Origin of the sequence: Bacillus cereus group sp. N6 (genome assembly GCF_016483705.1) — a bacterium.
GTDB classification, from domain to species: domain Bacteria; phylum Bacillota; class Bacilli; order Bacillales; family Bacillaceae_G; genus Bacillus_A; species Bacillus_A wiedmannii.
Genome location: NZ_JAEHBI010000012.1, coordinates 1 through 25,628 on the forward strand (window position 1 = coordinate 1; position 25,628 = coordinate 25,628).

Consider the following 25,628-nt stretch of genomic DNA (forward strand, 5'->3'; position numbering starts at 1 on the left):
CATGGAGACATGTTTGCTAACTTAGACGAAGCAACAAAAGAAAAAGCAAAATCAATTTTAGAGCAAGAGAAATCCGGTAAATTAACACGTGAACAAGCAAAAGAAGAATTAACAAAGCTAGGCGTGAAGTTCCCAGAGAAGGGTAAGCATGGAGACATGTTTGCTAACTTAGACGAAGCAACAAAAGAAAAAGCAAAATCAATTTTAGAGCAAGAGAAATCCGGCAAATTAACACGTAAACAAGCAAAAGAAGAATTAACAAAGCTAGGTGTGAAACTTCCAGAGAAAGGTAAGCGTAAAGACATGCTTGCTGACTTAGATGAAGCAACAAAAGCAAAAGCAAAGTCTATTTTTGAACAAGAAAAATCCGGGAAATTAACACATAAGCAAGCAAAAGAAGAATTAACAAAACTAGGTGTGGAACTTCCAGAGAAAGAGAAGCATGAAGACATCTTTGCGGGATTAGATGAGACAACGAAAGAAAAAGCAAAAGCGATTTTAGAGAATGAAAAGAAACAATTAGAGGAATTGAACGTTGATTTACCGCACCATAAAGTGAAACTTTAATCAGTGGTGCATTTCCACTGATTATTAGTTGAACCAATCGGGCTTTTACGGGCAGTTAATATTCCAACTTCATCCTTGTATTCGCTGGATTTTAAGGTGGAAGTTTTACTGCCCGTTAATGCGGGGTAAATTTTTTATGAAAAAAGATGAGAAATAATTGAGTAAAGTCGTATCTTCCGTGTGGGCAACCGGAAGGTATGTATGTGAGGAGACTTTCTTTTAGAAAGTCTCCTCTTACTTATTGTCGTTTTTTGTTGGTAAATCGATATATTTTGAAAATCGCTGAGATAATTTTTACCGCTACGCTGTTCCAAAGATACTGGGGAATTAGAGAAATATTATAGCTTCTGTTATAATATAAGAAGAGAAACATTTCTTATGTTATATAAAAAAATATATTGATTTTTTCTAACAATTCAATATAATGAACAATAACTACAAAATTCGACATCAAGAAGTGATGATGAGGACATGATCAATTTTTTACGATTCTCAGAGAGGGAAGCCTTTGGCTGTGAGCTTCCTAATACGGAAAAATGGATTACCACCTCTGAACTGCAGCAGTGAACCGATACCTAGTAATTGCTTGCCGGCAAAAACCGTTATTTAGACTTGAGAAATTGGTGAAGTATGTTACTTTACGAATTGAAACAAGGGTGGAACCACGAATATAACACTCGTCCCTTTTTTAGGGAGGAGTGTTTTTTTATTTCATTTTTGCATCACACTAGAATTGGAAGGAGGATACGCAGCATGCATCATGATGAGAAGAACAAAATTGGTTTAACAGTAGCACTTTCTATCGTAGTAGGAACGATTATTGGATCTGGTGTGTTTATGAAGCCAGGGAGCGTATTAGATTACTCGGGGAGTTCTAATATGGCTATTCTTGCTTGGGTAATTGGTGGTCTGTTGACGTTAGCAAGTGGTTTAACAGTAGCCGAAATTGGAGCGCAAATCCCGAAAAATGGTGGGTTGTATACGTATTTAGAGGAGATTTACGGAAGTTTTTGGGGATATTTATCAGGCTGGATGCAAACAATTGTTTATGGACCAGCTATTATTGGAACATTAGGATTGTACTTTAGTTCTTTAATGATTAATTTTTTCTATTTAGATAAAGTATGGAATTTACCAATTGCTATTGGAACAGTTGTGTTCCTTGGCGTTGTAAATAGTATGGGAACAAAATATGGAGGTATCGTCCAAACGGTTACGACAATTGGAAAGATGATTCCAATCGTATTAATTGTTGTGTTAGGTTTTTGGAAAGGAAATAGCGATATCTTTAATGTAGTAGTGCCGATATCAGAAAATCAAAGTATCGGTATGGCAATTTTAGCAACATTATTTGCTTATGACGGCTGGATTCTACTTGCTTCGATTGGCGGAGAAATGAAGAATCCAACAAAGCTATTACCGAAAGCGATGACAGTTGGGATTTTAATTGTAACGGCTGCTTACGTACTAATTAACTTGGCATTATTAAATGTGTTACCAGCAGCGAAAATTGTAGACCTTGGAGAGAATGCAACAGCGACAGCTGCGGGCATGCTACTTGGAGAATATGGCGGGAAAATCATTAGTATCGGTATTATCGTTTCTATTTTCGGTTGTTTAAATGGAAAGATTTTAACGTTCCCACGTATTCCGATGTCTATGGCAGAGCGTGGACACCTTCCGTTTTCTAAGTTTATCGCAAAGGAAAGTCCAAGATTTAAAACACCAGCAAATGCGATTACTGTTGAAATCATTTTAGGAATTATTTTAATGGTTATTAGTGATCCGAATAAGCTATCTGAGATTTCCGTATTCATTATTTATATTTTCTATGTAATGACGTTTATTGGTGTCTTCATTTTAAGAAAACGTAACAAGAATAAAGAGCGTGCATACAGTGTACCGTTATTCCCGATTGTACCAATCGTTGCGATTTTAGGATCATTGTTTGTACTTGGAAGTGCGATTATTAATGATCCGGTAAGTTGTTTCTTATCAATTGGAATTGTCTTTACTGGACTACCGGTATATTGGTATTTAAATAAGAAGAACAAAACTAGTGTTTAATAATTAGAAGGCAGGCGTATGATACGCCTGTTTTTTTATTGTAAAAAAATTGTACTTGTGTTCAATTTTTTTTGGTTACTATAGTCGTAGTAACCAAAAAAGAAAGCGTGGGGAAAGACTTGAATTTTCGTGTGTATATTTTAGCTATCGCGGCTTTCGTAGTCGGAACGGTTGAGCTAATTATAGGAGGAACGCTCGATCTAGTTGCCAATGATTTAGGAGTATCTATTAGTGCAGCTGGTCAGCTTATAACAATATTTTCAGTAGTATTTGCTTTATCAGGTCCGGTTTTATTGGCGATAATTGGAAAATTCGAAAGGAAAAAATTATACATTGGGGCATTATCAATTTTCTTAATCGGAAATATTATTTCAGCATTTAGTGTGAATTATGGGATGTTAATGTTCTCAAGGGTTATTTGTGCGGCGAGTGGTTCGCTTATTATTGCACTGTCAGTAACACTTGCTTCTAGCGTTGTAGAACCACATTTTCGTGCGCGTGCAATTGGAATCATCTTCATGGGGATTAGTGGTTCACTTGTACTTGGAGTACCGCTTGGCCTTGTACTCGGAAATGCATATGGATGGCGTGCACCATTTGTACTCATTTCGATCTTAACAGTAATGGCACTCGCATGTATTTCATTATTCTTAACGAAAGTACCACCAACATCAGTGCTATCGATAAGAGAGCAAATCGCTACGTTAAAAGATAAAAAAATTGTCAGTGCACAGTTAACGTCATTCTTATTTTTAACGGGTCATTTAACACTATATGCATATTTAACACCATTTTTAAAAGATGTGATGCATGTTGAGGCAAATTGGATTAGTGTATTTTACTTCATTTTCGGAATTGCAGCGGTACTTGGAGGCGGCCTTGGGGGCTTGCTTGCTGATAAATGGGGATCGAAGAAAAGTATTATTTCAATTATTATCGTATTTGCGTGTGCGATCTTCATATTGCCAATGATGACATTTTCATTCCCGCTGTTCATTATTATGATGGGAATTTGGAGTATGCTTAGCTGGGCTATTTCACCAGCACAACAAAATTATTTAATTGAAATTGCACCAGAATCAGCTGGTATTCAGCAAAGTTTAAATAACTCTGCGCTTCACTTAGGGATTGCTCTCGGTTCAACAGTAGGCGGAGTTGTTATTGAGAAATCATCTGTTATATATAATGCTTGGGTAGGTGGCGGCTTTATTATATTAGCACTACTTTGTGCAATTTTCTCGATTACGAGAGGACGTTCTGCTCAGTTTGCAAAAGAAGAATCTATCGTTTGATAGGTTCTTTTTTATTTGTAAAAAATTGCAGGTTTTAGTAGGTGGATGGAGAAAGTTGTATGTAGCGAGGTGATGGAGAATGATGTCTAATTTCTCGGTATTTGGCATGATAATTGCTCTACTACCGATATTGATAGTTGTTGTTGTATTAAGGTGGGTCCGTTTCATCTATCAAAATTCAGAGAAACAAGTGGAGCAAAATGAGAAAATTATTGAGCTGTTGACGGAGATAAAGGAAAAAGATAAGTAATATGTATTCGTTTAAAATTTGTTTCTCGTAAGTTATGAAGGCACTTATAAAGTGCTTTTTTATCATGTTTGAAAATTTAAAATATGTAATGTCCATTTGTCAATAGCAGCATGAGAACAAACAATTTTAATGTTGCTTATTACTTTGAAACTTTCTCAACAATTCGACAAGATACTACAAAAAAACCACCTATTCTCTTTTTTTCACTATAAGTACAATAAAACAGTAAGATTGCTTCATGTAGAAATTTATATATGGTGGTGGAGAGAATGAAACGAAAGATGGTAGGGAAATGGTTTAGTTTTTTAAGTGCTCTTATTATTTTATTAGGAATTGCAATGCCGCAAGTGAAGGCAGAAGTAATGAACAGAGAAACATATAAAATGGATTGGAGTTATAGTAATTCGAAACATCGTGAAATAAAAACAGAAATAATTAAAACGGCTTCGGGTAGTATTGCGTATTGTTTAACGCCTGATTTGCGTTCTCCAAATGGAGATGATTTGCCTGAAATGGGGAAGACATCTGATGCCGTATATCGTGTTTTATTAAATGGATATCCTCAAAAAAGCCCATCTGAATTAGAGGTAGCGACAACGGAAGAAGCACATTATGCTACACAATTAGCGGTATGGATTGCAGCAAATGAATTAACGGTAGAAGATTTAGTTGCAAAAAATGAACGAGTACATAATCTTATGAAGCGTTTAGTAGAGGCTTCAAAAAAAGAAACTGGATCACAAGATGTATTCTTTAAAGTTAATCCTGTAGATCCACAAACTGCTACACAAAAAGGTAATTATTTAGAAACAGGATTTTATGCAGTGCAAACAAATGCGGTTTCTGGCTCTTATACAATTCTTCCTGAAAATGCTCCTAAAGGGCTTCGAATTGTAAATGAAAATGGAGAAGAAAAAAGTACATTATCAATTAACGAAAAATTTAAAATATTATTCCCGAAAGATACGAGTAGTGATAATTTTAAAATGAAAGTGAAGTCTACTTTAACAAATTTACAAGCAATAGCTTTTAAAGGATCAGAAAAAGTTCAAAATACAACGGTATTGTTACAAAGAAATAGTGAGAAAATCAGTACAGATTTAGTTGTAAATTGGGAATCAGTAGGCTCTTTAAAGATTATGAAATTAGGAGAAAAAAAGGAATTATTAAAAGGAGCGGTGTTTGAAGTTTCTAATGAAAACTTTAAACAAAATGTCACGACTAATGATAAGGGGATTGCGGAGCTAGGGAATCTTCCAATCGGTATATATAGCGTCAAAGAAATTCAAGCGCCAGCTGGATATGTGTTAGACGGAAGTATTAAAAAAATTGAAGTGAAAACTGGTGAAACTGCTGTATTAGAGTTGAAAAATGAAAATATAAAAGGTGAACTAGAAATAACGAAAGTAAATATAGCGGATGGGAATACAAAATTACCAAATGCAGAGTTTACAATCTACAACGAACAAGGGAAAGAAGTAGTAAAAGGGAAAACGGATGAAAAAGGTGTAGCGAAATTTAAACTATCATACGGAAAGTACACGTATAAAGAAACAATAGCACCGAATGGATATGTAATAAGTGAAGAGACGTTTGCATTTGAAATAAAAGAGAATGGAGAAATTATTAAACATATCGTTCAAGATAAAAAAGTAGAAGGTGAACTAGAAATAACAAAAGTAGATGTAGCGGATGGGAATACGAAACTGCCAAATGCAGAGTTTACAATTTATAATGAACAGGGAAAAGAAGTAGTAAAAGGAAAAACAAATGAGCAAGGTATAGCGAAATTTAAACTACCATACGGAAAGTACACGTATAAAGAAACGATAGCACCGAATGGATATGTAATAAATGAAGAGACATTTGCATTTGAAATAAAAGAGAATGGCGAAATTATTAAACATATCGTTCAAGATAAGAAAGTAGAAGGTGATTTAGAAATAACGAAAGTAGATGTAGCGGATGGGAATACGAAACTGCCAAATGCAGAGTTTACAATCTACAACGAACAAGGGAAAGAAGTAGTAAAAGGGAAAACGGATGAAAAAGGTGTAGCGAAATTTAAACTACTATACGGAAAGTACACGTATAAAGAAACAATAGCACCGAATGGATATGTAATAAATGAAGAGACATTTGCATTTGAAATAAAAGAGAATGGAGAAATTATTAAACATATTGTGAAAAATAAGAAAGAAGAAAAGGCATCACTTCCTTCTAAGCCAAATAAGCCAACACCGAGTGGAGAAGTGAAACCTTCCGCTGATGTGAAGCCGATGCAACAACATAATACTCATAATGAAGTGCGTTTACCAGCTACTGGCGGCGTCGGCAATGAATTTACGGCTTTATTCGTTTTAGGAATTGGTTTTATTATTGCTGGTGCTTATGTGTTAAGGATGAAAAATAGAAAAGAAATGTAGAAAAAAACGCCTTGTAATAGAGGCGTTTTTTTAGTATCTTAACTTCCTCAACAAACTCTTAATTTCCTCATCTTGCATGAAGAGATCCAGATGCTTTTCTGTAATTTTTGCAAGTGCAACGTCGTGATAGAAAAATTCTGTAAAGAACTTTACGAAAGGTTGCGACATTGTTTTCATCGCTTGCCATGACTCTTGCTCTACACCAGCAAATAAAATTTCGCGGTCGTCAACGATGAGCAGCAAGTAGCGTTCTAATGCGTTAGGTTCTTCAGTTGGGATTAAAAAATGCATATTTTCTAAGTCTGTTTCTACTTTTCCAACTATAAGGGACTCGAGTTTGACGCCTTGTTTTGCTTTTTCTTCTAGTGAAGGAAGGTATTCTGAAAGAGTGTCATTCCAAGCTGAAATGCGAATTGATTCTTTTGCACTTTCGATGAGTTCTTTACTTTGAACTCGAATAGAAGATTGCATTTTTAAGCTCCACACACGGTCATCTGTAAATGATTTTTTTGATATATTCGTTTCTAATTCTTTAATGTTTGATTGAAATTCTGTCGTTAATTTTTCAATTGCGAGCTTTAGTGGCAATGCTGTATACAATTTTTTCTTTTCTGAAACAGAATCCATTACCATTCCTTTATCAATCAGGCGTGCTAGCACTTCATATATTTTTGCTTTTGGAACACCAGAATGCTTCACAATTGTTGTAGCATCTAATGGTTCATTGCTTGATACGACAACTTCATAAGCTTGGCTTTCATATTGTGAGAAACCGAATTTTTGTAACATAGTTCCCTCCGAACGAATGAGATGATATAGCTTAAGGATAATGAACTATTTGTTTTTGCACAAGTGGTAGTAGGTTTTCTACTCAGAATGAGATGAGAATTAATTTCAATTTTTAAATTTTATCCATTATACTTAATATAGTGATTAATATGATTACAATACAACGAGAAGGGGATGCTTGGGGGAAGATGTTGAGAAGTTTACGTTTAAAAATTGCGGTAGTATTTTCGGTGCTTATTTCTATGATGTTTGTAATATTAGGTACAGCTATGTATCAATTACAGAAAGAGAAGGAAGTGCGCTCCTTAGACCAGTATTCTCAAAATACAATGGATCTTGTGACAGAGCAACTTACGACATTTGTTCAAAGAACGGATGAAGATATGGGATATTATGCGAACAGTGAGATGATTCGTAATATGCTTCAAGACGGAGTTACTCCAGAAGAAGAAGCATTTTTGACGAAAGAGTTTTCGGAGTACAAAAAGAATCATCCTGGTATTTTAGACTTATATATTGGTACGAAAGATAAAAAAACATTAAGTGCCAATCTTGCTGAAGGTGGACAAGTGCCAGAAGGATATGATCCAACGACAAGACAATGGTATAAAGAATCAGAAGCTGATGTGAAAAAGGTTCACTGGGGACAACCTATGTATGAAATTGCAACAGGTAAGTTAAGTGTGGGAGTTTCTAAAGCAATTACAGCTCAAGATGGATCTGTGTTAGGTGTTGTTGCGATGGATGTATCGCTCGGAACAATTCAGAAGTTACTTCATAATATTCAATACAATAATGGCGGAGAAATGTTTATTATAAATGATAAAAGTATGGCTCTTGTTTACCCAGAGAAAATAGGGAAAGATGTTTCGAAAGAGCCACTTGTGAAGAGTTTAAATAAAGAGGTAACAAAATATGCTGTCACTACATTAAAAGGTGAAGATGTAGTTGTTTATAGCCAGTCATTTGATTTGATGAAATGGAAAATAGGAATTTTTTATCCGAAAGAAACGATTGATGGGCTATTAAATAGTATGAGAAATACAGTCCTTATAATGGCATGTATTAGTTTATTAGTTGGAATCGCAGCTTCATACTTGTTCTCAAGAAGATTAGCAAGACCATTGCAACTATTAACAAATCACGTTCAAAAAGTAGCAGAAGGTGACTTAACGTTGCAAATGAAAGTGACAAGTAAGGATGAAGTTGGAGAGCTGACGAATCATTTTAATCATATGGTTGAGCAAATGAATGAAATGGTAAGTAAAATTAAAAATAGTGTATCAACAGTGCAACAATCAACGAATAATCTACATTATTTAACGAATGAAACTGTAGCAGCTAGTAGAGAAGTATCAGGTGCAATGGATGATGTGAGCGGAGGAGCTTCTACTCTTGCTAATAGTGTAGATGAAGTTTCAGAGCAACTCGAGAATATGGCGCAGTCAGTGGAACAAATGAATAATTCGGTTGGTGAAATAAAAGGTGTGGCTGGCAAAGCTGAAGAGGCATCTAAGCAAGGATTAAATACGATGCGTAATTTAGTTCGTACAAGGGGCCAATCATCTTCGATTGTTGTTCATACAGAGGAAGCATCCGGAAAGTTAGAGCAAAGAGTTGGATCGATTCAAAATGTTGTAGAGCTTATAAAAGGTATTTCGGATCAAACGAATTTACTTGCTTTAAATGCTTCGATTGAGGCGGCGCGTGCAGGGGAACAAGGTAAAGGCTTTGCTGTTGTTGCCGAAGAAGTTCGAAAGTTAGCGGAACAATCGAAAGAGGCGACAGGAGAAATCGCAACGATGATTGGCGATGTACAAGTAGAGGTAAAACGAGTTGTAGAGGTTATAAGTAAATTAAAAGATATTGCAGATATACAAAATAAAGTTACGACAGAGGCAGAAACGGAATTCCGCACAATTATGTCAGTTGTAAATACAATTAGTACTTCAGTCGAACAAATTGTAGAAGAGGTACATAACATCGGTTACGAGCAAGGAGAAATTACAACGGTAATGCATACAATTGCTAGTACAAGTCAAGAAAGCGCAGCTGTTTCGGAAGAAGTAAATGCTGCAACTGAATCTCAAGTGAGTCATCTAGAAAAGGTAGCTCATACGATGGAAAGTTTGACGGAGCATATGAGAGACTTAGAAAGATTGGTTGAGCAGTTTAAAATAGAGGAATAACAAATTAGTAAAATGATGAGTATTTCGGTAAAATAGACAATGGATATATAAGAAGCAATTATAGGAGGAAGACTACTATGGCAATTGTTGACGTATCGATTATTCCAGTAGGAACTGGTAATCCAAGTGTTAGTGAATATGTAGCAGAAGTACAAAAGGTGCTAGAGAAAAATGCAGATCGCGTGAAGTATCAATTAACACCAATGAATACAGTAATTGAAGGAGATCTTCCTGTCATTCTAGAAGTAATTCAACAAATGCATGAAGTTCCATATACGAAAGGTGCACAGCGCGTTGCAACAACAATTCGTATCGATGATCGTCGTGATAAAGTAAGCACGATGGAAAAGAAATTAAACTCTGTTCGATCAAAATTATAAGGAAAAGCAGCGATCTTCGCTGCTTTTTTCATATAGGAGGTAGATAAGATGAGTGAAAAGTTTAACGAACAATTTGACGGGTTGCTAGAAAAATACACGGAACTATTACTTGGAGAGAGCAATGCAGAGAGAAAAGAACAGGTGCAGAAGTGGGCACTGTATTCTTACATAGCGAAGACGATGCCGGCTTTAGTGAAGCATTGGAATGAGACATATCCTGATGCGAAAGAAGAGATGGTACAGTTAATTACAGATATTAAAAAGTTGAATGAAGAGAAGAGAAATGAGCAATAAAAAACTTGAGGTAAATATAATCTCAAGTTTTCTGTATTAATATCCTTATATAATTTACATGGAATATAAAGGGTTTTATAAGCATGTCGAATATTTTCGACATGCTTATTTTGTGCCTAGTAAAGTCGTTTTTTCTAAATGTCGAAAAATATTCCCTGCATATTTATAAGCGAGAATATAGGTTTTTAAATGTTTTTATAGTATTTTATAAATTATCTAAATAATTATTTGTATCCAATAATTTTAAACAATGATATAATTTTGAAGAGGGGTAAAAAACAGATAAATTACAGTCATAGGGGTGAATTACATGGAACAATTAATGCGAAATTCGTTTCTTTTCTTGTCAAAAAATAAAGCGCTAACAAAACTGGCTAAAAAGTACGGTTTACGCTTTGGTGCAGGTCGCTTTGTCGCAGGGGAGACAATTGAATTAGCGACAGCAGCTATTAAACAATTGAACAAGCAAGGACTTTGTGTAACAATCGATTATTTAGGGGAATTCGTTGATAATGAAGCGGAAGCAAATGAAATGGCTAACCAATCGATTGAAGCAATCCGTGCAATTGGAAGAGAAGGTCTTGATTCGCAGCTTTCTTTAAAAATGACTTCTATGGGATTAGATATCTCTGATGAAATCGTAATGAACAACATGCGCCGTATTTTAGAAGCTGCAAAAGAAAATGGTGTGTTTGTTACCATTGATATGGAAGACTATACACGCTGCGGAAAGACAATTGATATCTTTAAACAGTTAAAATCTGAGTACGATAATATTGGTACAGTTATTCAAGCTTACTTATATCGTACAGAAAAAGATATGGAAGAATTAAATGCTTATAGTCCTAATTTACGTCTTGTAAAAGGAGCTTATAAAGAACCTGAAGAGGTAGCGTTCCCGGAGAAGAAAGATGTAGATGATAACTATAAAAAAATTATTAAAATGCACTTATTAAATGGAAATTATACTGCGATTGCTTCACATGACGAAGCGATTATTGAATATACAAAAAAACTTGCCGAAGAACACAACATTCCAAGAGACCAATTTGAATTCCAGATGTTATATGGTATTCGTAATGAGCGTCAACTTGAGCTAGTAAAAGAAGGTTACAAAATGCGTGTTTATGTGCCTTATGGAAACGACTGGTATGGCTACTTCATGCGTCGTCTAGCAGAGCGTCCAGCAAACGTTGCGTTCGTGTTAAAAGGTATGGTTAAAAAATAACCAAGGAGAAAATACTCCTTGGTTATTTTAATTGCTGAAATGCGTAATGTGCCATTTTCTTCGTATCAGGATATAGCTGCGTGCGAGTAGAAGATAAAACAACATTAATAACGCGTTTACCGTCTTTTTCATCCACTGTTACGACCGTATATTTTCCGAGTGCTGATAGACCGCTTTTACTTCCAATTGCATATGGATCGTCATATAGTTCTTCTCGTCCATAGTTTGCGATGTTTGGAGAGCGTTCTGAAGTATGTAGAGTTGTACGTGTTGAATTCATATACTCTAAAACAACTGGGTACTTTAATGCTTCTTTCGTAATCATAGCAATGTCATATGGCGATACTTTATTTCCAAGTGCATCAGCACCACTTGCGTTTTTGAAAGTCGCATGCTTTGTACCAAGTTCCTTCGCTCTAGCATTCATCATTTTTACAAATTCATTTTTTGATCCTGCGATATGTTCTGCAATGGATTCAGCTATCGGGTCTGCACTAATGATAAGCATAAGCTTTAATGCCTCATCCCGCTTTAACTTTTCCCCGGCACGAAGTTTAATTTTCTTACTTTGACTTTCTGTTTTAATTGCGTTCTCTGTAACTGTAATTTCTTCATTTTCTTTTACATTCTCGAGTAAGAGTAAGGTAGTCATCATTTTCCCTATACTAGCCGGATAAGAGCGTTCGTCTTCCCGTTTCCCATACAAAATTTCACCTGTGTCTGCATCGATTGTAATGCCATATTGCCCAGTAATGTTAGGTTGATCCGCTCTTACAGCTTGTTGCCTTTGTGCATAAGAGAAGAAAATCATCCCTGTAAATAGTGTAGCAATCATTACAATCATAACTATTGTTCGTTTCATCATCGTTCCCTCTTTTGTTTTCCATATGTACAAATAAATTGGGCAGAAAAAGCAGCCATTACCCATTATGCCACGTTTTCTGCCCAAAAATATACCGTTATTTTTCGCCCATATTATGCTTCTTATATTGTTGGTTATTACCTTGACGGCCCTTTTCCACACCGTGATTATGAGGACCTGCATTTCCAGTTACGCTTGCTGCGCTAATTCCAGCCTTTGAAGGGTTCTTCTTAAGTTTTGCCATATATATTCCTCCAGTTTCGTCAGATTATAAAAAGGAAAAGTGCATTTTAATGAAGAAAATACACATGTATAGCATAGCCAAATGAAAGAAATATATTTATTTCAGAAAATTTTATCAATAAATATATTGCGAAAATTCAAACTGTATCATATATTTATTAGTAGAGGCTCACTCATTGATTGCGACTTATGTCGAAAAATTGAATGAGCATTCATTCAAGAATAGGGGGAGAAATGGATGTTCCAAATTAAAAAGGCTGCTGTTCTAGGTTCAGGCGTAATGGGTTCAGGGATTGCGGCACACTTAGCTAATATTGGTATTCCGACATTATTGCTTGATATTGTACCACCTGCGCTAACAAAAGAAGAGGAAGCAAAGGGACTTACATTAGAACATAAAAGTGTGAGAAATCGTTTTAGTAATACGGCTGTGCAAAAACTATTAAAGCAAAAACCAGCTCCTCTGACAGTGAAAGGAAATCTAGCACTGATTGAAGCAGGTAACTTAGAAGATGATCTTGAGCGTCTAGCTGATGTAGATTGGATTATTGAAGTAGTAGTTGAAAACTTAGATATTAAAAAGAAACTATTTGAAAAAGTAGATGCTGTTCGTAAACCGGGTTCTATTGTAAGCTCGAATACGTCAGGCATTTCAGTAGAAAAAATGGCAGAAGGTCGTTCAGACGACTTCCAGAAGCACTTCTTAGGCACACACTTTTTTAACCCACCACGATATTTAAAACTTCTAGAGGTAATACCGACGAAAGAAACAGATCCACAAGTATTAAGCTTCATGAAACTATTTGGCGAAGATGTTCTTGGAAAAGGCGTTGTTATCGCAAAAGACACACCAAACTTTATTGGAAACCGCATCGGTACGTATGGTTTATTAGTAACTCTTCAAGAGATGATAAAACGCGGCTATAGCATTGGGGAAGTTGATTCTGTAACAGGCCCACTTATTGGTCGTCCGAAGAGCGCAACGTTCCGTACATTAGATGTTGTCGGTTTAGATACATTCGTACACGTTGCAAATAACGTATATGAAAACGTACAAGAAGAAGAGCGTGATGTATTTAAAGTACCAGCCTTCATGCATGACATGCTTGATAAAAAATGGCTTGGAAGTAAAACAGGTCAAGGCTTCTTCTTAAAACAAGGAAAAGAAATTTTAGAACTAAATCCTGAAACGATGGAATACGAAGCTCGCAAAAAATTAAAAGCTGCATCTATCGAGTTAAGTAAACAAGAAAAAGGTTTATCGAATAAATTGAAAGCGCTTGTATACGCGAAAGACCGCGCAGGAGAGTTGTTATGGAACATCATCACACCAACTCTTTTATACTCTGCAAAACTTCATAAAGAAATTGCTGACGATATCGTTGCAATTGACCAAGCGATGAAGTGGGGCTTCGGCTGGGAGCAAGGACCGTTTGAAGTTTGGGATGCAATCGGCGTTGAAAAGTCCGTTCAAAAGATGGAAGAAAACGGCGTAGTTGTTCCGACTTGGGTGAAAGAAATGTTAGAGAAAGGTTTCACTACTTTCTACAAACATGATAACGGAGATAGCTACTATTACGATAATGGCGAATATAAGCTAATCGAACGTAATAAAAAGGCAATTTCTCTTAAGCAATTAAAAGCGAAAAATGGCGTATTAAAGAAAAATAGCGGAGCGAGCTTAATTGATTTAGGTGATGGCATCCTTTGCTTAGAATTCCATTCGAAGAGCAATGCAATCGGTATGGATATTACGCAAATGATTAACTACGCTGTTGATGAAGTAGAAAAGAATTATAAAGGTCTTGTTATCGGTAACCAATCGAAGAACTTCTGCGTTGGTGCGAACCTAGCAATGATTTTAATGGAAGCGCAAGATGACAACTACTTTGAAATTGAGTTGGTTGTGAAGAACTTCCAAGATGCAATGACGAAAATTAAATACTCTTCTAAGCCAGTTGTAGCAGCACCATACGGTATGACGCTTGGTGGAGGTACAGAAGTTTGTTTACCAGCAGCGAGCATTCAAGCTTCTAGTGAAACGTATATGGGCTTAGTAGAAGTTGGTGTTGGCTTAATCCCTGGCGGAGGCGGTAATAAAGAGCTATACATTAAACACTTAAATAAAATGCCAAACGGTGTAGAGTTTGATCTGCAAAAAGTTGCGAATAAAGTATTCGAATCTGTAGCGATGGCGAAAGTTTCTACATCAGCACAAGAAGCTGTATCGAACAACTTCTTAGGCGATAAAGACGGTATTAGTGTGAATGGTGATCACTTACTATATGATGCGAAACAAAAAGCACTTTCTTTATATGAAGCTGGCTATAAAGCGCCGATTCGTAAAAAGATACCAGTTGTTGGTGAAACAGGATATGCAACTCTTGTACTTGGTGCAGAAGCAATGCACTTATCAGGTTACATTTCTGAACATGATCTTCACATTGCGAAGAAACTTGCATATGTCATCGCGGGCGGAAAAGTGCCGTACGGAACAGAAGTTGATGAGCAGTATTTATTAGATGTAGAACGTGAAGCATTTATTAGCTTAGTAAGTGAGATGAAATCACAAGCAAGAATGCAGCACATGCTTGTAAAAGGAAAGCCATTACGTAACTAATAACGAGGGGAGATATCGTTCATGAGAGAAGCTGTCATTGTTGCGGGAGCAAGAACACCAATTGGAAAAGCAAAGAGGGGTTCATTAAAAACAGTTCGTCCTGACGATCTAGGGGCGTTAGTAGTAAAGGAAACATTAAAGCGTGCGAATTATGAAGGACCAATCGATGATTTAATTTTCGGTTGTGCGATGCCAGAAGCAGAGCAAGGGTTAAATATGGCTCGTAATATCGGCGGACTAGCAGGACTTTCTTACGATGTTCCAGCTATTACAATTAACCGTTACTGTTCTTCAGGGTTACAAAGTATTGCTTACGGAGCGGAGCGTATTATGCTTGGTCACTCGGAAGCTGTATTATCAGGCGGAGCGGAATCAATGAGTTTAGTTCCGATGATGGGACACGTTGTTCGTCCAAATAGTCGCCTTGTTGAAGCAGCTCCAGAATATTATATGGGTATGGGACATACAGCAGAGCAAGTTGCTGTGAAATATGGAATTTCTCGTGAAGAACAAGATGCATTTGCAGTAAGAAGTCATCAACGTGCTGCGAAAGCATTAGCTGCAGGGAACTTTGCTGATGAAACAGTATCTGTAGATGTAACGTTACGTACTGTTGGATCAAACAATAAACTGCAAGAAGAAACAATCATTTTCGCACAAGACGAAGGTGTAAGAGCAGAAACGTCGCTAGACATTTTAGGTAAATTACGTCCAGCATTTAACGTTCGCGGTTCTGTAACAGCTGGTAACTCTTCACAAATGAGTGACGGTGCAGCATCTGTACTATTAATGGATCGTGAAAAAGCAGTGAGTGATGGCATGAAACCACTTGCGAAATTCCGTTCATTTGCAGTAGCTGGCGTACCACCAGAAGTAATGGGAATTGGCCCAATCGCTGCAATTCCAAAGGCGTTAAAATTAGCTGGTTTAGAGCTATCTGATATTGGCCTATTCGAACTAAATGAAGCATTCGCTTCTCAATCAATCCAAGTTATTCGTGAGCTTGGTTTAGATGAAGAAAAAGTAAACGTAAATGGCGGTGCAATAGCACTTGGACATCCACTTGGCTGTACAGGAGCAAAACTAACACTATCTCTTATTCACGAAATGAAACGCCGCAACCAACAATTCGGTATCGTAACAATGTGTATCGGCGGCGGAATGGGAGCAGCAGGAGTGTTTGAATTACTATAAAAAAAAGTGGAAGTGGCTTGCTCAGAACAGGAGGGCGTTGGAAGCCCTGACGTAGAGGCGCTTTTTGCCTCACAGGAAGGGATGAAACGACCGATTGTTCTAGCCGCTGGAACTAGATTAAAAAAAGTGGAAGTGGCTTGCTCAGAACGAGACGCCGCCAATACAAAGAATGGAAGCAACAAAGGTTTATAAAAAATAAAATTGAGAACCAGCTTCTTTCAAAAAGAAAGAAGCGGCTTATGAAAATATGAAGGAGGAAATTTTCATGGAAAAAACAGTAGGAAATGCGGTTAAAGGCGGTAGCTTTTTAGTTGATGAGATTACGATTGATCAAGTGTTTACGCCAGAGGATTTTTCATCTGAGCATAAAATGATTGCAAAAACGACAGAGGACTTTATCGTAAATGAAGTTCTTCCAGAGCTTGAATATTTAGAGCAACACGAGTTTGATCGTTCTGTTCGTCTTTTAAAAGAAGCTGGTGAACTTGGTTTATTAGGCGCTGACGTACCAGAAGAGTACGGCGGAATTGGCCTTGATAAAGTAAGCTCAGCGTTAATCGCAGAGAAATTCTCTCGCGCTGGTGGTTTTGCAATTACTCACGGTGCTCACGTAGGTATCGGATCATTACCAATCGTGTTATTCGGTAATGAAGAGCAAAAGAAAAAGTATTTACCATTACTTGCAACTGGTGAAAAATTAGCGGCATACGCATTAACAGAGCCAGGTTCAGGGTCTGATGCATTAGGTGCGAAAACAACTGCACGTTTAAATGCAGAAGGTACACATTACGTATTAAATGGTGAAAAGCAATGGATTACAAACTCTGCATTCGCTGACGTATTTATCGTATACGCAAAAATTGATGGAGAGCACTTCTCAGCATTTATCGTAGAGAAAGAATATGCTGGCGTATCTACAAGCCCAGAAGAAAAGAAAATGGGTATTAAATGTTCTTCAACTCGTACGTTAATTTTAGAAGATGCATTAGTACCGAAAGAAAACTTACTTGGTGAAATCGGTAAAGGTCATATTATCGCGTTCAACATTTTAAATATCGGCCGTTATAAATTAGGTGTTGGTACAGTCGGATCTGCGAAACGTGCAGTAGAAATTTCAGCACAATATGCAAACCAACGTCAACAGTTCAAACAACCAATCGCTCGCTTCCCATTAATTCAAGAGAAACTTGCGAATATGGCAGCGAAAACATATGCAGCTGAAAGCTCTGTATACCGTACAGTAGGTTTATTCGAAAGCCGCATGAGCACATTATCTGAAGAGGAAGTAAAGGACGGTAAAGCAGTAGCAGCTTCTATCGCTGAATATGCAATCGAGTGTTCTTTAAATAAAGTATTCGGTTCTGAAGTACTAGATTATACAGTTGATGAAGGTGTTCAAATTCACGGTGGTTACGGATTTATGGCAGAGTATGAGATTGAAAGAATGTACCGCGATTCTCGTATTAACCGTATTTTCGAAGGAACGAACGAAATTAACCGCCTAATCGTACCAGGTACGTTCTTACGTAAAGCGATGAAAGGTGAATTACCACTTCTTCAAAAAGCACAAAAATTACAAGAAGAGTTAATGATGATGATGCCAGAAGAAGTAGGCGATGAGCCATTAGCACTTCAAAAATATTTAGTAACTAACGCGAAGAAAATCGGCTTAATGGTAGCTGGATTAGCTGCTCAAAAATACGGTAAAGCATTAGATAAAGAGCAAGAAATTCTTGTGAATATCGCTGACATCGTAAGCAACCTTTACGCAATGGAGTCAGCTGTTCTTCGTACAGAGAAAGCAATTAAAACAACTGGTCTTGAAAAGAATAAACAAAAAGTGTTATACACTGAAGTATTCTGTCAAGAAGCATTCAACGAAATCGAAGCAGATGCGAAAGAAACACTTATCGCAGTTGAAAACGGCGACATGCTGCGCATGATGTTATCATCATTACGTAAATTAACTCGCCACACACCACTTAACGTAATTCCGAAGAAACGTGAAATCGCTGCGAAAATTTTAGAAGATGAGCGTTACACAGTTTAATAGCTGTAAAGAAAAGTAGTCGTATAAACGGCTACTTTTCTTTTTTTTTTTTGCAAAAATGAAAATTTTAGTGACAAAAAACTAATACCATTAGTATAATGAAACTAATGGTATTAGTTTTCGTGAAAAGGGAGCTGGAAATATGAGAGTGATACATGAAAAAACGGTATATCAATTGTCATTTTTGCCAAGAGTGTTTCCTGTAAATTGTTACTTTGTCGAGGAAGAAGATGGTTTAACTTTAATTGATGCGGCTTTGCCATATAGCGCAAAAGGAATTTTACAGGCGGCTGAGAAAATAGGGAAACCAATTACTAAGATTGTATTAACACATGCGCATGATGATCACATCGGTGCATTAGACGCATTAAAGGAAGTGCTTCCTAATGTTCCAGTCTATATTTCTAAGCGGGACGCAAAGCTTTTAGAAGGAGATACGACGTTACAAAAGGATGAACCGAATATACCGATAAAAGGCGGTGTACCTAAAAAGGTAAAAACGGTACCTGATGTTTTATTGGAAGATGGCGACCGAGTTGGATCGCTTCTTGCGATTATGACACCGGGACATACGCCAGGCTCCATGTCGCTTCTTGATGTACGAAATAAAGCTCTTATTGTCGGGGATGCCTTCCAAACAAGAGGAGGTATGGCTGTTTCGGGACAAATGAAATTTTGGTTTCCGTTTCCTGCGATGGCAACGTGGAGCAAAGAAATATCATTACAAAGTGCAGAGAAGCTAAGCGAATATGAGCCTTCCTTACTTGCGGCAGGACATGGAAAAATGATAAAGAATCCAGGCACTGTCATAAAACTTGCTATTAAGGAAGCTAAGCGGAATATAGAAAGTAGAAAAGAGGGCTAATTTATGTCACCGAGAATCGGACTTACATTACAGAAAATTGTAGAAACAGCAGCAGAAATTGCAGATACAAATGGAATACAAGAAGTAACGTTAGCTTCATTAGCGCAAACATTAGGGGTACGTTCACCCTCGCTATACAATCATGTGAAAGGTTTACAAGATGTACGGAAAAATCTTGGCATTTACGGAATCAAACAGCTGTATAACAGACTGGAAGAAGCGGCCGAGGGTAAACGGATGGATGAAGCAATTCATGCTTTGGGAGAAGCGTATGTAGCATTCGTACGCAAACATCCTGGACTGTATGAAGCAACTTTTTTACGAGATGAAGAAGTAAGAAAAGCAGGTGACGGAATTGTAAAGCTTTGTCTTCATGTTTTACAACAATACGGCTTAGAAGGAGAGAATGCACTTCATGCGACACGTGGATTCAGAAGTATTTGTCACGGGTTTGCGTCGATTGAACAGCAAGGTGGATTTGGTCTGCCATTAGATTTAGATACAAGTTTACATGTATTATTGGAAACGTTTATTAAAGGATTGCATGTAATAAAAGATTGAATAAGAAGCGAGACAGTCAGCAACCTTAGGAGAAATTCTAAGGTTTTTTAGTGTATATGATTTCAAAAGAACAGAATACTAAAGGAGAATGTATGAAGAAAGGTAGGAGTATTCTATGCAAAATTTAACAGAGCTTGAAGTAGAAAACTTACGCCATTTAATTGGTGGACATGCAACAATTATTAACAAGTTGGAGCAGTATGCACAGACGTGTACAGATCCACAACTGAAACAAATGTTACAAAAGGATGCGCAAGATGCACGAAATACGAAACAGCAATTAATGACTTTTCTAGGATAGGAGGAAGCGGAAAATGAATGAAAAAGATATGGTAAATGATTATTTAGCAGGATTAAATGCAAGTTTAACAAGTTATGCAAATTATATTGCTCAGTCTGATAATGAACAGTTACATCAAACGTTAATCCAAATTCGTAATCAAGATGAGATGCGTCAACGTAATATGTATGAGTACGCAAAGCAAAAGAGTTATTATAAGCCAGCTGCACCTGCTAACCCAATGATTGTACAGCAGTTAAAAGGTCAATTAAGTGCGGAATAATGGGATGAAAAAACGAGCGAATGAAGTCGCTCGTTTTTTTATTTTTGGCATGTCAATAAATATATAATAAATATTTTTTCAGTTGTAACAAATATGAAGAAAATGGAATATAACAATTCACAAAAAGGACAAAATTTTGCTCAATATTTCACAAAGTATCCATGGTTTCTATCGTGGGAATCTATATAATTAGGGGTGTAAAGAACAAAAGAGATAGATTATATGATCAATTAGGAGAGATTGCCATGAAACGAAATACAAGAAAAATTGCAATTATCGGTACTGGATTAGTTGGATCAAGTTGTGCATATTCCATTGTAAATCAAGGCATTTGCGAAGAACTATTATTAATTGATATAAATCATGAACGTGCAGTTGGGGAAGCAATGGATTTATCACACTGCATTAACTTTACAAATACAAGAACAAAAGTATATGCAGGAAGCTATGAAGACTGCAAAGATATGGACATCGTTATTATTACAGCAGGACCAGCACCAAAACCTGGACAAAGTCGCTTAGATACTTTAGGAGCGAGTGCAAAGATTATGGAAAGCGTTGTTGGCGGCGTAATGGAAAGTGGATTTGATGGTATTTTCTTAATCGCATCGAACCCAGTTGATATTATTACATATGAAGTGTGGAAATTATCTGGATTACCTAGAAATCGTGTGATCGGTACTGGTACATCACTAGATTCTTCTCGCTTAAGAACAATTTTATCTGAAATGTTACATGTAGATCCTCGTAGTATTCATGGGTATTCTCTAGGAGAACATGGTGATTCTCAAATGGTTGCTTGGTCACATGTAACTGTTGGAGGAAAACCAATTCTACAAATTTTAGAAGAGAAAAAAGAACAATTTGGTGAAATAGATTTAGATGAAATTGTTGAGAAGACTGCAAAGGCTGGATGGGAAATTTATAAACGAAAAGGTACTACTTATTACGGAATCGGAAACTCTTTAGCGTATATTGCGAGTTCAATCTTTAACGATGATCACCGTGTAATTGCTGTATCAGCCATTTTAGATGGGGAGTACGGTGAATATGATATTTGTACAGGAGTGCCAGCTATTATTACTAGAGATGGTATGAAAGAAGTTGTAGAACTAAACTTAACAGAGGATGAAGAATCTCGATTCGCAAAATCAAACGATATTTTACGTGATTATATGAAAACAATTGGTTACTAACTTATAGGAGAAGGTGAAACAAATGAAGGAATATATAATGTCTCGTGTATTTAAAGCATCTGCTGGAATCGCACAAGGTATTTTCGTATCCCTTGGAATTGGTTTACTAATCGAAAATATAGGAAGAATTGTTGATATTCCATTGCTTATTACAATCGGAGTTGTTGCAAAATCGCTTATGGCACCAGCCATTGGTGCCGGAATTGCCTTTATGCTCGGTGCAAATGGTCTTGTAATCTTCTCGGCTATGGTAGCTGGAGCGATTGGTGCTGGATCCATTTCAATTACTGAAGCAGGTCTAATTATTAAAACAGGTGAGCCAATCGGTGCATTATTAACAGCGACTTTAGCTGTATATATTGGTAAACGTTTAAGCGGAAAAACTGCGTTAGATATGATGCTCGTTCCATTTGCAGCAATATTAGGTTCTGGTTTAGTTGGTATTTGGTTATCTCATAATATTACTCCTGTGTTAAATACAATTGGAGCATTCATTAAAGATAGCTCAGCTGGTAGCCCGTTCATCGCTTCTATTGTTATTGCAGTCGTTTGGGGACTATTACTTATCTCTCCAGCTTCATCAGCTGCGTTAGCGATCGCACTTAGCTTAGACGGTGTTGCAGGTGGTGCTGCTCTTGCAGGCTGCGTTGCTCAGTTTATCGGATTCTCTGTAATCTCAGCGAAAGAAAATAATTTAGGCGGCATATTAGCTCAAGCGCTTTGTACTCCGAAAGTACAGTTGCCAAATATCACTAAAAATCCAATGATTCTCGTCCCAACTGTCGTCGCCAGTGCTATAGTTGGTCCAGTATCCGCATTAATTTTCCAACTAGAAGCAGGAAAAGAAATTGCAGGTCTTGGATTAAGTTCTCTTATCGCACCAATTAATTTAATTTCTAGCGAAGGATGGGAAGTTGTCCCAGCGATGGTAATCACTTATATCATCATTCCAGTAGCTGTTTCTTATATACTTTACATTGCTCTTAAAAAAGCAGGTCGTATTCACTCTGGTGATATGACTGTACCGCAATCTTAAATTGAAAATCTCCTTTTATATAGAGAAAAGCAGACTGGAACCCACAGTCTGCTTTTTACATTTTGTGATTTTGTTTTACTGGAACACGTACAGTTTCTTTTGCTAATAAAAGCTGAACGCCGAAGTAAAGTATGCTTGCAAGCGTCATTCCAGAAATGGCGTCTACAAATGCGTGTTGCTTCGTAAATAGCGTTGATAAAATAATAAGCGTACCGAAGAAGGTAAGAATATAATATTCAAAAGCATGTTGTTCTCTACGTTTAAAGGCAGCTAGCATAATCACAAAGGTAGTAAGAACGTGAATGCTAGGGAAACAGTTTACCGGTTGGTCGATACTATAAATATAGCGGACTAGTTCGGAAAATACGTCGGATCCAACGACTGTTGGACGTGGTACAGTTGTCTGCCAAAAATAATAAATAGAAAAACAAGCAAGTTTTCCAAGAATTATACTACTTAAAGTGACATAATATTGTTTTCGATTCGCAAAGCAATAATAAATAAGTGCGCCGTATAAGTAAGGAAACCAAAGTAAATAAGGAATAATAAATGCTTTCACAAATGGAATCCAATCATCTACTACAGTTGTGACATCTACTGCGTGTACAGTAGATTTATTTAATACATCGTAAAGGGGACTTACGAGTACGAGTAGAAGTATATAACTTAACGGAAGAAAAGATGAAAGTTTAAATTTCTTCATGATAATCTCCTATGTTTAGTAATGTAAATAAATTCAATTGATTATAATATAGAAACGTCATTTGAGCTATCGATTTTACTTACATTTTCTTGAATTCACCTTACGTTTTTGTCACTTGACTTAAAAGAAGGGGAGGGTGCTAAATGAAGCGTTTATCGTATTTCTTATTTTTTATATTGATATGCCTAGTCAGTGCGGGGTGTGCAAAGGATAAAGAAGGAGAGAAATTAGAATATAACGGAAGAGCACTCGTAATTGGAGTTATTGGAGAAAAGCCGAAAGATACGTTTAGGAATATAAAGTTTGAGGAAATGAAGTTAGAGGAACTGGAAAAGAAATCTAAGGAAGTGGATGGTTTTTTAATAATGAAAGATCACTTTCAAGAAGCCTCAACAGAGCAGTATAAAAATGTATTTTCATCGCTAAAGAAACCAGTATTTTTTATCGGTTTGCAAGATAAATCATATTCAACGTTTATTACAAAAGGGATAGAGTATAACAGTGCACGAAAAGATGTAAATGCTATGTATACGCAAGGCTTTGCAAATATCGGAAGTGGTGAAGGACAACAATGGGCAGTCGGTTTGTCCAATGGTGGAAATACTGAAGAAAGTATTCATAATATGTATATCGTCGTATTTCAAACAATTGCAGATTATTTGAATAGATGATGAAGGAGCCTGTAAACGAGGCTTCTTATTTTTTTATGTAGAAGCATATAACAATGTGATTGAGAAGCTCACGAAAGCTTTACAATGTATGCCAGATGCATTCGCTGCTGTAATGATACCGATTTATAATTTTATATCAGCTATTGCAGATTTAATTATAAAGTTTTAATGAAGCGCATCCAGTATTAGCTCGTTTTATCAAGGGGTAATAATGTTAGTTCCACATCTCCCTTTGCGATTGGTATTGGTTTGTGGGCATGCAAGCAGTTTTAGCTTCAGTATGGCCAATAATCGTTCCTGTTGAGACTGGACTTGCGGTTATGAGTGGCTACGGTATGGTTAGTGATGTCTGCTTGAGCAGGAATTGCAGTAGGATATTCATAGGCATATAAACATGTTTATTTATATAATCGTTTACTCTTTCTATATCTCACTACATCATAACGACTATGCCATAGTTATGTAATGGGTTTCTGTTAAAAATTAGTATTAAATATCTTAATTGAAGTGCACTGCATTTCTACCCATTCATTTGCTATATCTTGCTCGATTCCTTCTACATCAATTAGTATTATACTATCGTAGATATTTAGTGTTGCTAAGCTATCCTCACTGTTATAATCTAGCTTAGCAATTACTTTAAAGCCTTTACTATTCTGAATTATTGCATTTGCATTTTTATCTGAAAAGGTTATATTTGTATTCCATATAAATTCATTATCTATATGTATTTCTACATTATAGTTTTTGTGTTTTTCTGGCTTATCGCCATCCCACTCAGCGATAAATTGATTGCTATCTACTTGAACTAAAACTTTATATCCATCTAATAATTTGTCTGATATATCCACTATTTTAATATTCATTGCTTATTACTCCTTTTTATTTTTTATATGATACTCTAACAAGGGGATTGTCAACATTCATCATGTTATTTACTGGGTCATAGGTCCATTTTTCTTTATGAAAGAAAAAATGTAAATAAGAGGATATTTATTGTGAGGATAAGGGGGAATGATGTTGAAAACTATTAAAAACACACTATTATTTGTTCTATGTTTGGTGGTTCTTAGTGGTTGTTTTACAAGAGAGGGAACGATTGTTGGTGGTAAAGTTTATGGAGGTTCAAATAGTATAGATGGGAAGTATAAAAAATTCACTGGTTTTGCAACTCAAGATATGAATGTAAAAAAAGGTGAAAGTTGGGCATTCTCTTTTGATGATAAAACTAAGCAAGGAACCATAAAGGCTTATGTTTTAGATTCAAATGATAATACAATACTGGAAGTTACTAGTGGAAACAGTAAAAATAATATTAAAGTGTCTAAAGATGATACATATAAAGTTAAAATTATAACAGAAGAACATGGTGAAGAATTTGAAATATCATGGAAAAAAGAAAAGTAGTTAAGTTAATAAGTAGAGGACTAGTATTATGTTCTTAGGATTTGAATGGCTTCCAAAGAGATGGGGGAAAAGAAAAGTTTCAGCAAGCAAAATTTGCTGATGAAGGAAAAGGGAGTTTGATTATTACTTATGCTATAGATTTATATGTAATATCTATTCCTTTAAAAGTAAAGAA

24 protein-coding genes, 2 pseudogenes and 1 other annotated feature are annotated in these 25,628 nt (G+C 36.3%); of the genes and pseudogenes, 21 read left to right on the forward strand and 5 right to left on the reverse strand.

Translation table 11 applies throughout. The features are described 5' to 3' along the window. From JDS99_RS11280 to JDS99_RS11300, 5 genes and pseudogenes are all read left to right on the forward strand, one after another. Nucleotides 1-567: pseudogene (locus JDS99_RS11280) on the forward strand (hypothetical protein); the annotation flags it as partial. A 451-nt stretch (nucleotides 568-1,018) separates the two neighbouring features. After that, nucleotides 1,019-1,255, forward strand: a binding site (T-box leader). Between the two features lie 65 nt (nucleotides 1,256-1,320). Further along, nucleotides 1,321-2,634: an APC family permease gene (locus JDS99_RS11285; protein WP_088064746.1), complete on the forward strand. Its 1,314-nt coding sequence runs from the start codon at nucleotides 1,321-1,323 to the stop codon at nucleotides 2,632-2,634. Then, nucleotides 2,634-3,926: pseudogene (locus tag JDS99_RS11290) on the forward strand (MFS transporter). The gene JDS99_RS11285 and the pseudogene JDS99_RS11290 overlap by 1 nt, the downstream one beginning before the upstream one ends. Nucleotides 3,927-4,005: 79 nt before the next feature. Further along, nucleotides 4,006-4,176 carry a hypothetical protein gene (locus tag JDS99_RS11295; protein WP_087986001.1) on the forward strand — a complete coding sequence of 57 codons (171 nt, stop codon included), beginning with the start codon at nucleotides 4,006-4,008 and terminating at the stop codon, nucleotides 4,174-4,176. 269 nt (nucleotides 4,177-4,445) lie between these two features. After that, complete coding sequence (locus JDS99_RS11300; RefSeq protein ID WP_199695101.1) at nucleotides 4,446-6,602, forward strand: SpaA isopeptide-forming pilin-related protein; 2,157 nt, start codon at nucleotides 4,446-4,448, stop codon at nucleotides 6,600-6,602. Nucleotides 6,603-6,632: 30 nt separating this feature from the next. On the opposite strand, the gene JDS99_RS11305 is transcribed toward JDS99_RS11300, so the two are convergent. After that, nucleotides 6,633-7,391 carry a TrmB family transcriptional regulator gene (locus JDS99_RS11305; protein ID WP_087986003.1) on the reverse strand — a complete coding sequence of 253 codons (759 nt, stop codon included), beginning with the start codon at nucleotides 7,389-7,391 and terminating at the stop codon, nucleotides 6,633-6,635. A gap of 188 nt (nucleotides 7,392-7,579) precedes the next feature. Between JDS99_RS11305 and JDS99_RS11310 the strand changes: the two genes are divergently transcribed. The 4 genes from JDS99_RS11310 (at nucleotide 7,580) to JDS99_RS11325 (ending at nucleotide 11,482) form a co-directional block, all read left to right on the forward strand. Further along, entirely contained in the window at nucleotides 7,580-9,580 is a 2,001-nt protein-coding gene (locus JDS99_RS11310) for a methyl-accepting chemotaxis protein (protein WP_199695102.1), read from the forward strand. A 77-nt stretch (nucleotides 9,581-9,657) separates the two neighbouring features. Then, nucleotides 9,658-9,960, forward strand: a complete 303-nt coding sequence (locus JDS99_RS11315; protein WP_001018862.1) for an MTH1187 family thiamine-binding protein — start codon at nucleotides 9,658-9,660, stop codon at nucleotides 9,958-9,960. A 48-nt stretch (nucleotides 9,961-10,008) separates the two neighbouring features. Next, nucleotides 10,009-10,254 (forward strand): YusU family protein, encoded by a 246-nt coding sequence (locus JDS99_RS11320; RefSeq protein WP_087986005.1) that lies wholly within the window; start codon nucleotides 10,009-10,011, stop codon nucleotides 10,252-10,254. A gap of 310 nt (nucleotides 10,255-10,564) precedes the next feature. Continuing rightward, nucleotides 10,565-11,482 carry a proline dehydrogenase family protein gene (locus JDS99_RS11325; protein ID WP_046955846.1) on the forward strand — a complete coding sequence of 306 codons (918 nt, stop codon included), beginning with the start codon at nucleotides 10,565-10,567 and terminating at the stop codon, nucleotides 11,480-11,482. 22 nt (nucleotides 11,483-11,504) lie between these two features. Here the strand turns inward: JDS99_RS11325 and JDS99_RS11330 are convergent, their stop codons facing one another. Both JDS99_RS11330 and JDS99_RS11335 read right to left on the reverse strand, forming a co-directional pair. Beyond that, complete coding sequence (locus JDS99_RS11330; protein WP_000831460.1) at nucleotides 11,505-12,344, reverse strand: D-alanyl-D-alanine carboxypeptidase family protein; 840 nt, start codon at nucleotides 12,342-12,344, stop codon at nucleotides 11,505-11,507. 97 nt (nucleotides 12,345-12,441) lie between these two features. After that, nucleotides 12,442-12,588, reverse strand: coding sequence for a YuzL family protein (locus JDS99_RS11335; protein ID WP_001096344.1), 147 nt, complete (start codon nucleotides 12,586-12,588; stop codon nucleotides 12,442-12,444). Nucleotides 12,589-12,825: 237 nt separating this feature from the next. Here JDS99_RS11335 and JDS99_RS11340 point away from each other — a divergent pair, with 237 nt between their 5' ends. From JDS99_RS11340 to JDS99_RS11380, 9 genes are all read left to right on the forward strand, one after another. Beyond that, complete coding sequence (locus JDS99_RS11340; RefSeq protein WP_000486366.1) at nucleotides 12,826-15,207, forward strand: 3-hydroxyacyl-CoA dehydrogenase/enoyl-CoA hydratase family protein; 2,382 nt, start codon at nucleotides 12,826-12,828, stop codon at nucleotides 15,205-15,207. A 21-nt stretch (nucleotides 15,208-15,228) separates the two neighbouring features. After that, nucleotides 15,229-16,401, forward strand: a complete 1,173-nt coding sequence (locus JDS99_RS11345) for an acetyl-CoA C-acetyltransferase (RefSeq protein WP_001206340.1) — start codon at nucleotides 15,229-15,231, stop codon at nucleotides 16,399-16,401. Between the two features lie 265 nt (nucleotides 16,402-16,666). After that, nucleotides 16,667-18,451 carry an acyl-CoA dehydrogenase family protein gene (locus tag JDS99_RS11350; RefSeq protein ID WP_000416287.1) on the forward strand — a complete coding sequence of 595 codons (1,785 nt, stop codon included), beginning with the start codon at nucleotides 16,667-16,669 and terminating at the stop codon, nucleotides 18,449-18,451. A gap of 142 nt (nucleotides 18,452-18,593) precedes the next feature. Then, nucleotides 18,594-19,316 carry an MBL fold metallo-hydrolase gene (locus tag JDS99_RS11355; RefSeq protein WP_098133969.1) on the forward strand — a complete coding sequence of 241 codons (723 nt, stop codon included), beginning with the start codon at nucleotides 18,594-18,596 and terminating at the stop codon, nucleotides 19,314-19,316. A gap of 3 nt (nucleotides 19,317-19,319) precedes the next feature. Further along, nucleotides 19,320-19,877 (forward strand): TetR/AcrR family transcriptional regulator, encoded by a 558-nt coding sequence (locus tag JDS99_RS11360; protein WP_088064741.1) that lies wholly within the window; start codon nucleotides 19,320-19,322, stop codon nucleotides 19,875-19,877. Between the two features lie 115 nt (nucleotides 19,878-19,992). Further along, on the forward strand, nucleotides 19,993-20,178 hold the full coding sequence (locus JDS99_RS11365; protein ID WP_001180555.1) for a hypothetical protein: 186 nt from the start codon (nucleotides 19,993-19,995) through the stop codon (nucleotides 20,176-20,178). A 13-nt stretch (nucleotides 20,179-20,191) separates the two neighbouring features. Continuing rightward, complete coding sequence (locus JDS99_RS11370) at nucleotides 20,192-20,440, forward strand: spore coat protein (RefSeq protein WP_001002985.1); 249 nt, start codon at nucleotides 20,192-20,194, stop codon at nucleotides 20,438-20,440. A gap of 245 nt (nucleotides 20,441-20,685) precedes the next feature. Next, entirely contained in the window at nucleotides 20,686-21,636 is a 951-nt protein-coding gene (locus JDS99_RS11375) for an L-lactate dehydrogenase (protein ID WP_088064740.1), read from the forward strand. 22 nt (nucleotides 21,637-21,658) lie between these two features. Further along, nucleotides 21,659-22,672 (forward strand): PTS sugar transporter subunit IIC, encoded by a 1,014-nt coding sequence (locus JDS99_RS11380; protein WP_000666174.1) that lies wholly within the window; start codon nucleotides 21,659-21,661, stop codon nucleotides 22,670-22,672. Between the two features lie 55 nt (nucleotides 22,673-22,727). Here JDS99_RS11380 and JDS99_RS11385 read toward each other — a convergent pair whose 3' ends face one another. Continuing rightward, nucleotides 22,728-23,375: a phosphatase PAP2 family protein gene (locus tag JDS99_RS11385; protein WP_048542336.1), complete on the reverse strand. Its 648-nt coding sequence runs from the start codon at nucleotides 23,373-23,375 to the stop codon at nucleotides 22,728-22,730. 143 nt (nucleotides 23,376-23,518) lie between these two features. Between JDS99_RS11385 and JDS99_RS11390 the strand changes: the two genes are divergently transcribed. After that, the gene (locus JDS99_RS11390) at nucleotides 23,519-24,046 is read left to right on the forward strand and encodes a hypothetical protein (RefSeq protein ID WP_088064739.1); all 528 of its coding nucleotides are present in this window, start codon (nucleotides 23,519-23,521) and stop codon (nucleotides 24,044-24,046) included. Nucleotides 24,047-24,101: 55 nt separating this feature from the next. Then, nucleotides 24,102-24,215: a tail length tape measure protein gene (locus tag JDS99_RS11395; protein WP_088064738.1), complete on the forward strand. Its 114-nt coding sequence runs from the start codon at nucleotides 24,102-24,104 to the stop codon at nucleotides 24,213-24,215. 307 nt (nucleotides 24,216-24,522) lie between these two features. Here JDS99_RS11395 and JDS99_RS11400 read toward each other — a convergent pair whose 3' ends face one another. Continuing rightward, a complete protein-coding gene (locus JDS99_RS11400; RefSeq protein WP_088064737.1) occupies nucleotides 24,523-24,912 on the reverse strand; it encodes a hypothetical protein in 390 nt (129 codons plus the stop codon). 151 nt (nucleotides 24,913-25,063) lie between these two features. Here JDS99_RS11400 and JDS99_RS11405 point away from each other — a divergent pair, with 151 nt between their 5' ends. Next, nucleotides 25,064-25,453, forward strand: a complete 390-nt coding sequence (locus JDS99_RS11405; RefSeq protein WP_199695103.1) for a hypothetical protein — start codon at nucleotides 25,064-25,066, stop codon at nucleotides 25,451-25,453. Nucleotides 25,454-25,628 lie beyond the last annotated feature (175 nt).

Coding starts and splice junctions, on each gene's coding strand:
- JDS99_RS11300 (WP_199695101.1), top strand. CDS start 4,446: ATGAAACGAAAGATGGTAGGGAAATGGTTTAGTTTTTTAAGTGCTCTT.
- JDS99_RS11345 (WP_001206340.1), top strand. CDS start 15,229: ATGAGAGAAGCTGTCATTGTTGCGGGAGCAAGAACACCAATTGGAAAA.
- JDS99_RS11320 (WP_087986005.1), top strand. CDS start 10,009: ATGAGTGAAAAGTTTAACGAACAATTTGACGGGTTGCTAGAAAAATAC.
- JDS99_RS11340 (WP_000486366.1), top strand. CDS start 12,826: ATGTTCCAAATTAAAAAGGCTGCTGTTCTAGGTTCAGGCGTAATGGGT.
- JDS99_RS11295 (WP_087986001.1), top strand. CDS start 4,006: ATGATGTCTAATTTCTCGGTATTTGGCATGATAATTGCTCTACTACCG.
- JDS99_RS11285 (WP_088064746.1), top strand. CDS start 1,321: ATGCATCATGATGAGAAGAACAAAATTGGTTTAACAGTAGCACTTTCT.
- JDS99_RS11385 (WP_048542336.1), bottom strand. CDS start 23,375: ATGAAGAAATTTAAACTTTCATCTTTTCTTCCGTTAAGTTATATACTT.
- JDS99_RS11365 (WP_001180555.1), top strand. CDS start 19,993: ATGCAAAATTTAACAGAGCTTGAAGTAGAAAACTTACGCCATTTAATT.
- JDS99_RS11310 (WP_199695102.1), top strand. CDS start 7,580: ATGTTGAGAAGTTTACGTTTAAAAATTGCGGTAGTATTTTCGGTGCTT.
- JDS99_RS11355 (WP_098133969.1), top strand. CDS start 18,594: ATGAGAGTGATACATGAAAAAACGGTATATCAATTGTCATTTTTGCCA.
- JDS99_RS11305 (WP_087986003.1), bottom strand. CDS start 7,391: ATGTTACAAAAATTCGGTTTCTCACAATATGAAAGCCAAGCTTATGAA.
- JDS99_RS11350 (WP_000416287.1), top strand. CDS start 16,667: ATGGAAAAAACAGTAGGAAATGCGGTTAAAGGCGGTAGCTTTTTAGTT.
- JDS99_RS11405 (WP_199695103.1), top strand. CDS start 25,064: ATGTTGAAAACTATTAAAAACACACTATTATTTGTTCTATGTTTGGTG.
- JDS99_RS11360 (WP_088064741.1), top strand. CDS start 19,320: ATGTCACCGAGAATCGGACTTACATTACAGAAAATTGTAGAAACAGCA.
- JDS99_RS11400 (WP_088064737.1), bottom strand. CDS start 24,912: ATGAATATTAAAATAGTGGATATATCAGACAAATTATTAGATGGATAT.
- JDS99_RS11370 (WP_001002985.1), top strand. CDS start 20,192: ATGAATGAAAAAGATATGGTAAATGATTATTTAGCAGGATTAAATGCA.
- JDS99_RS11330 (WP_000831460.1), bottom strand. CDS start 12,344: ATGAAACGAACAATAGTTATGATTGTAATGATTGCTACACTATTTACA.
- JDS99_RS11375 (WP_088064740.1), top strand. CDS start 20,686: ATGAAACGAAATACAAGAAAAATTGCAATTATCGGTACTGGATTAGTT.
- JDS99_RS11380 (WP_000666174.1), top strand. CDS start 21,659: ATGAAGGAATATATAATGTCTCGTGTATTTAAAGCATCTGCTGGAATC.
- JDS99_RS11315 (WP_001018862.1), top strand. CDS start 9,658: ATGGCAATTGTTGACGTATCGATTATTCCAGTAGGAACTGGTAATCCA.
- JDS99_RS11335 (WP_001096344.1), bottom strand. CDS start 12,588: ATGGCAAAACTTAAGAAGAACCCTTCAAAGGCTGGAATTAGCGCAGCA.
- JDS99_RS11390 (WP_088064739.1), top strand. CDS start 23,519: ATGAAGCGTTTATCGTATTTCTTATTTTTTATATTGATATGCCTAGTC.
- JDS99_RS11325 (WP_046955846.1), top strand. CDS start 10,565: ATGGAACAATTAATGCGAAATTCGTTTCTTTTCTTGTCAAAAAATAAA.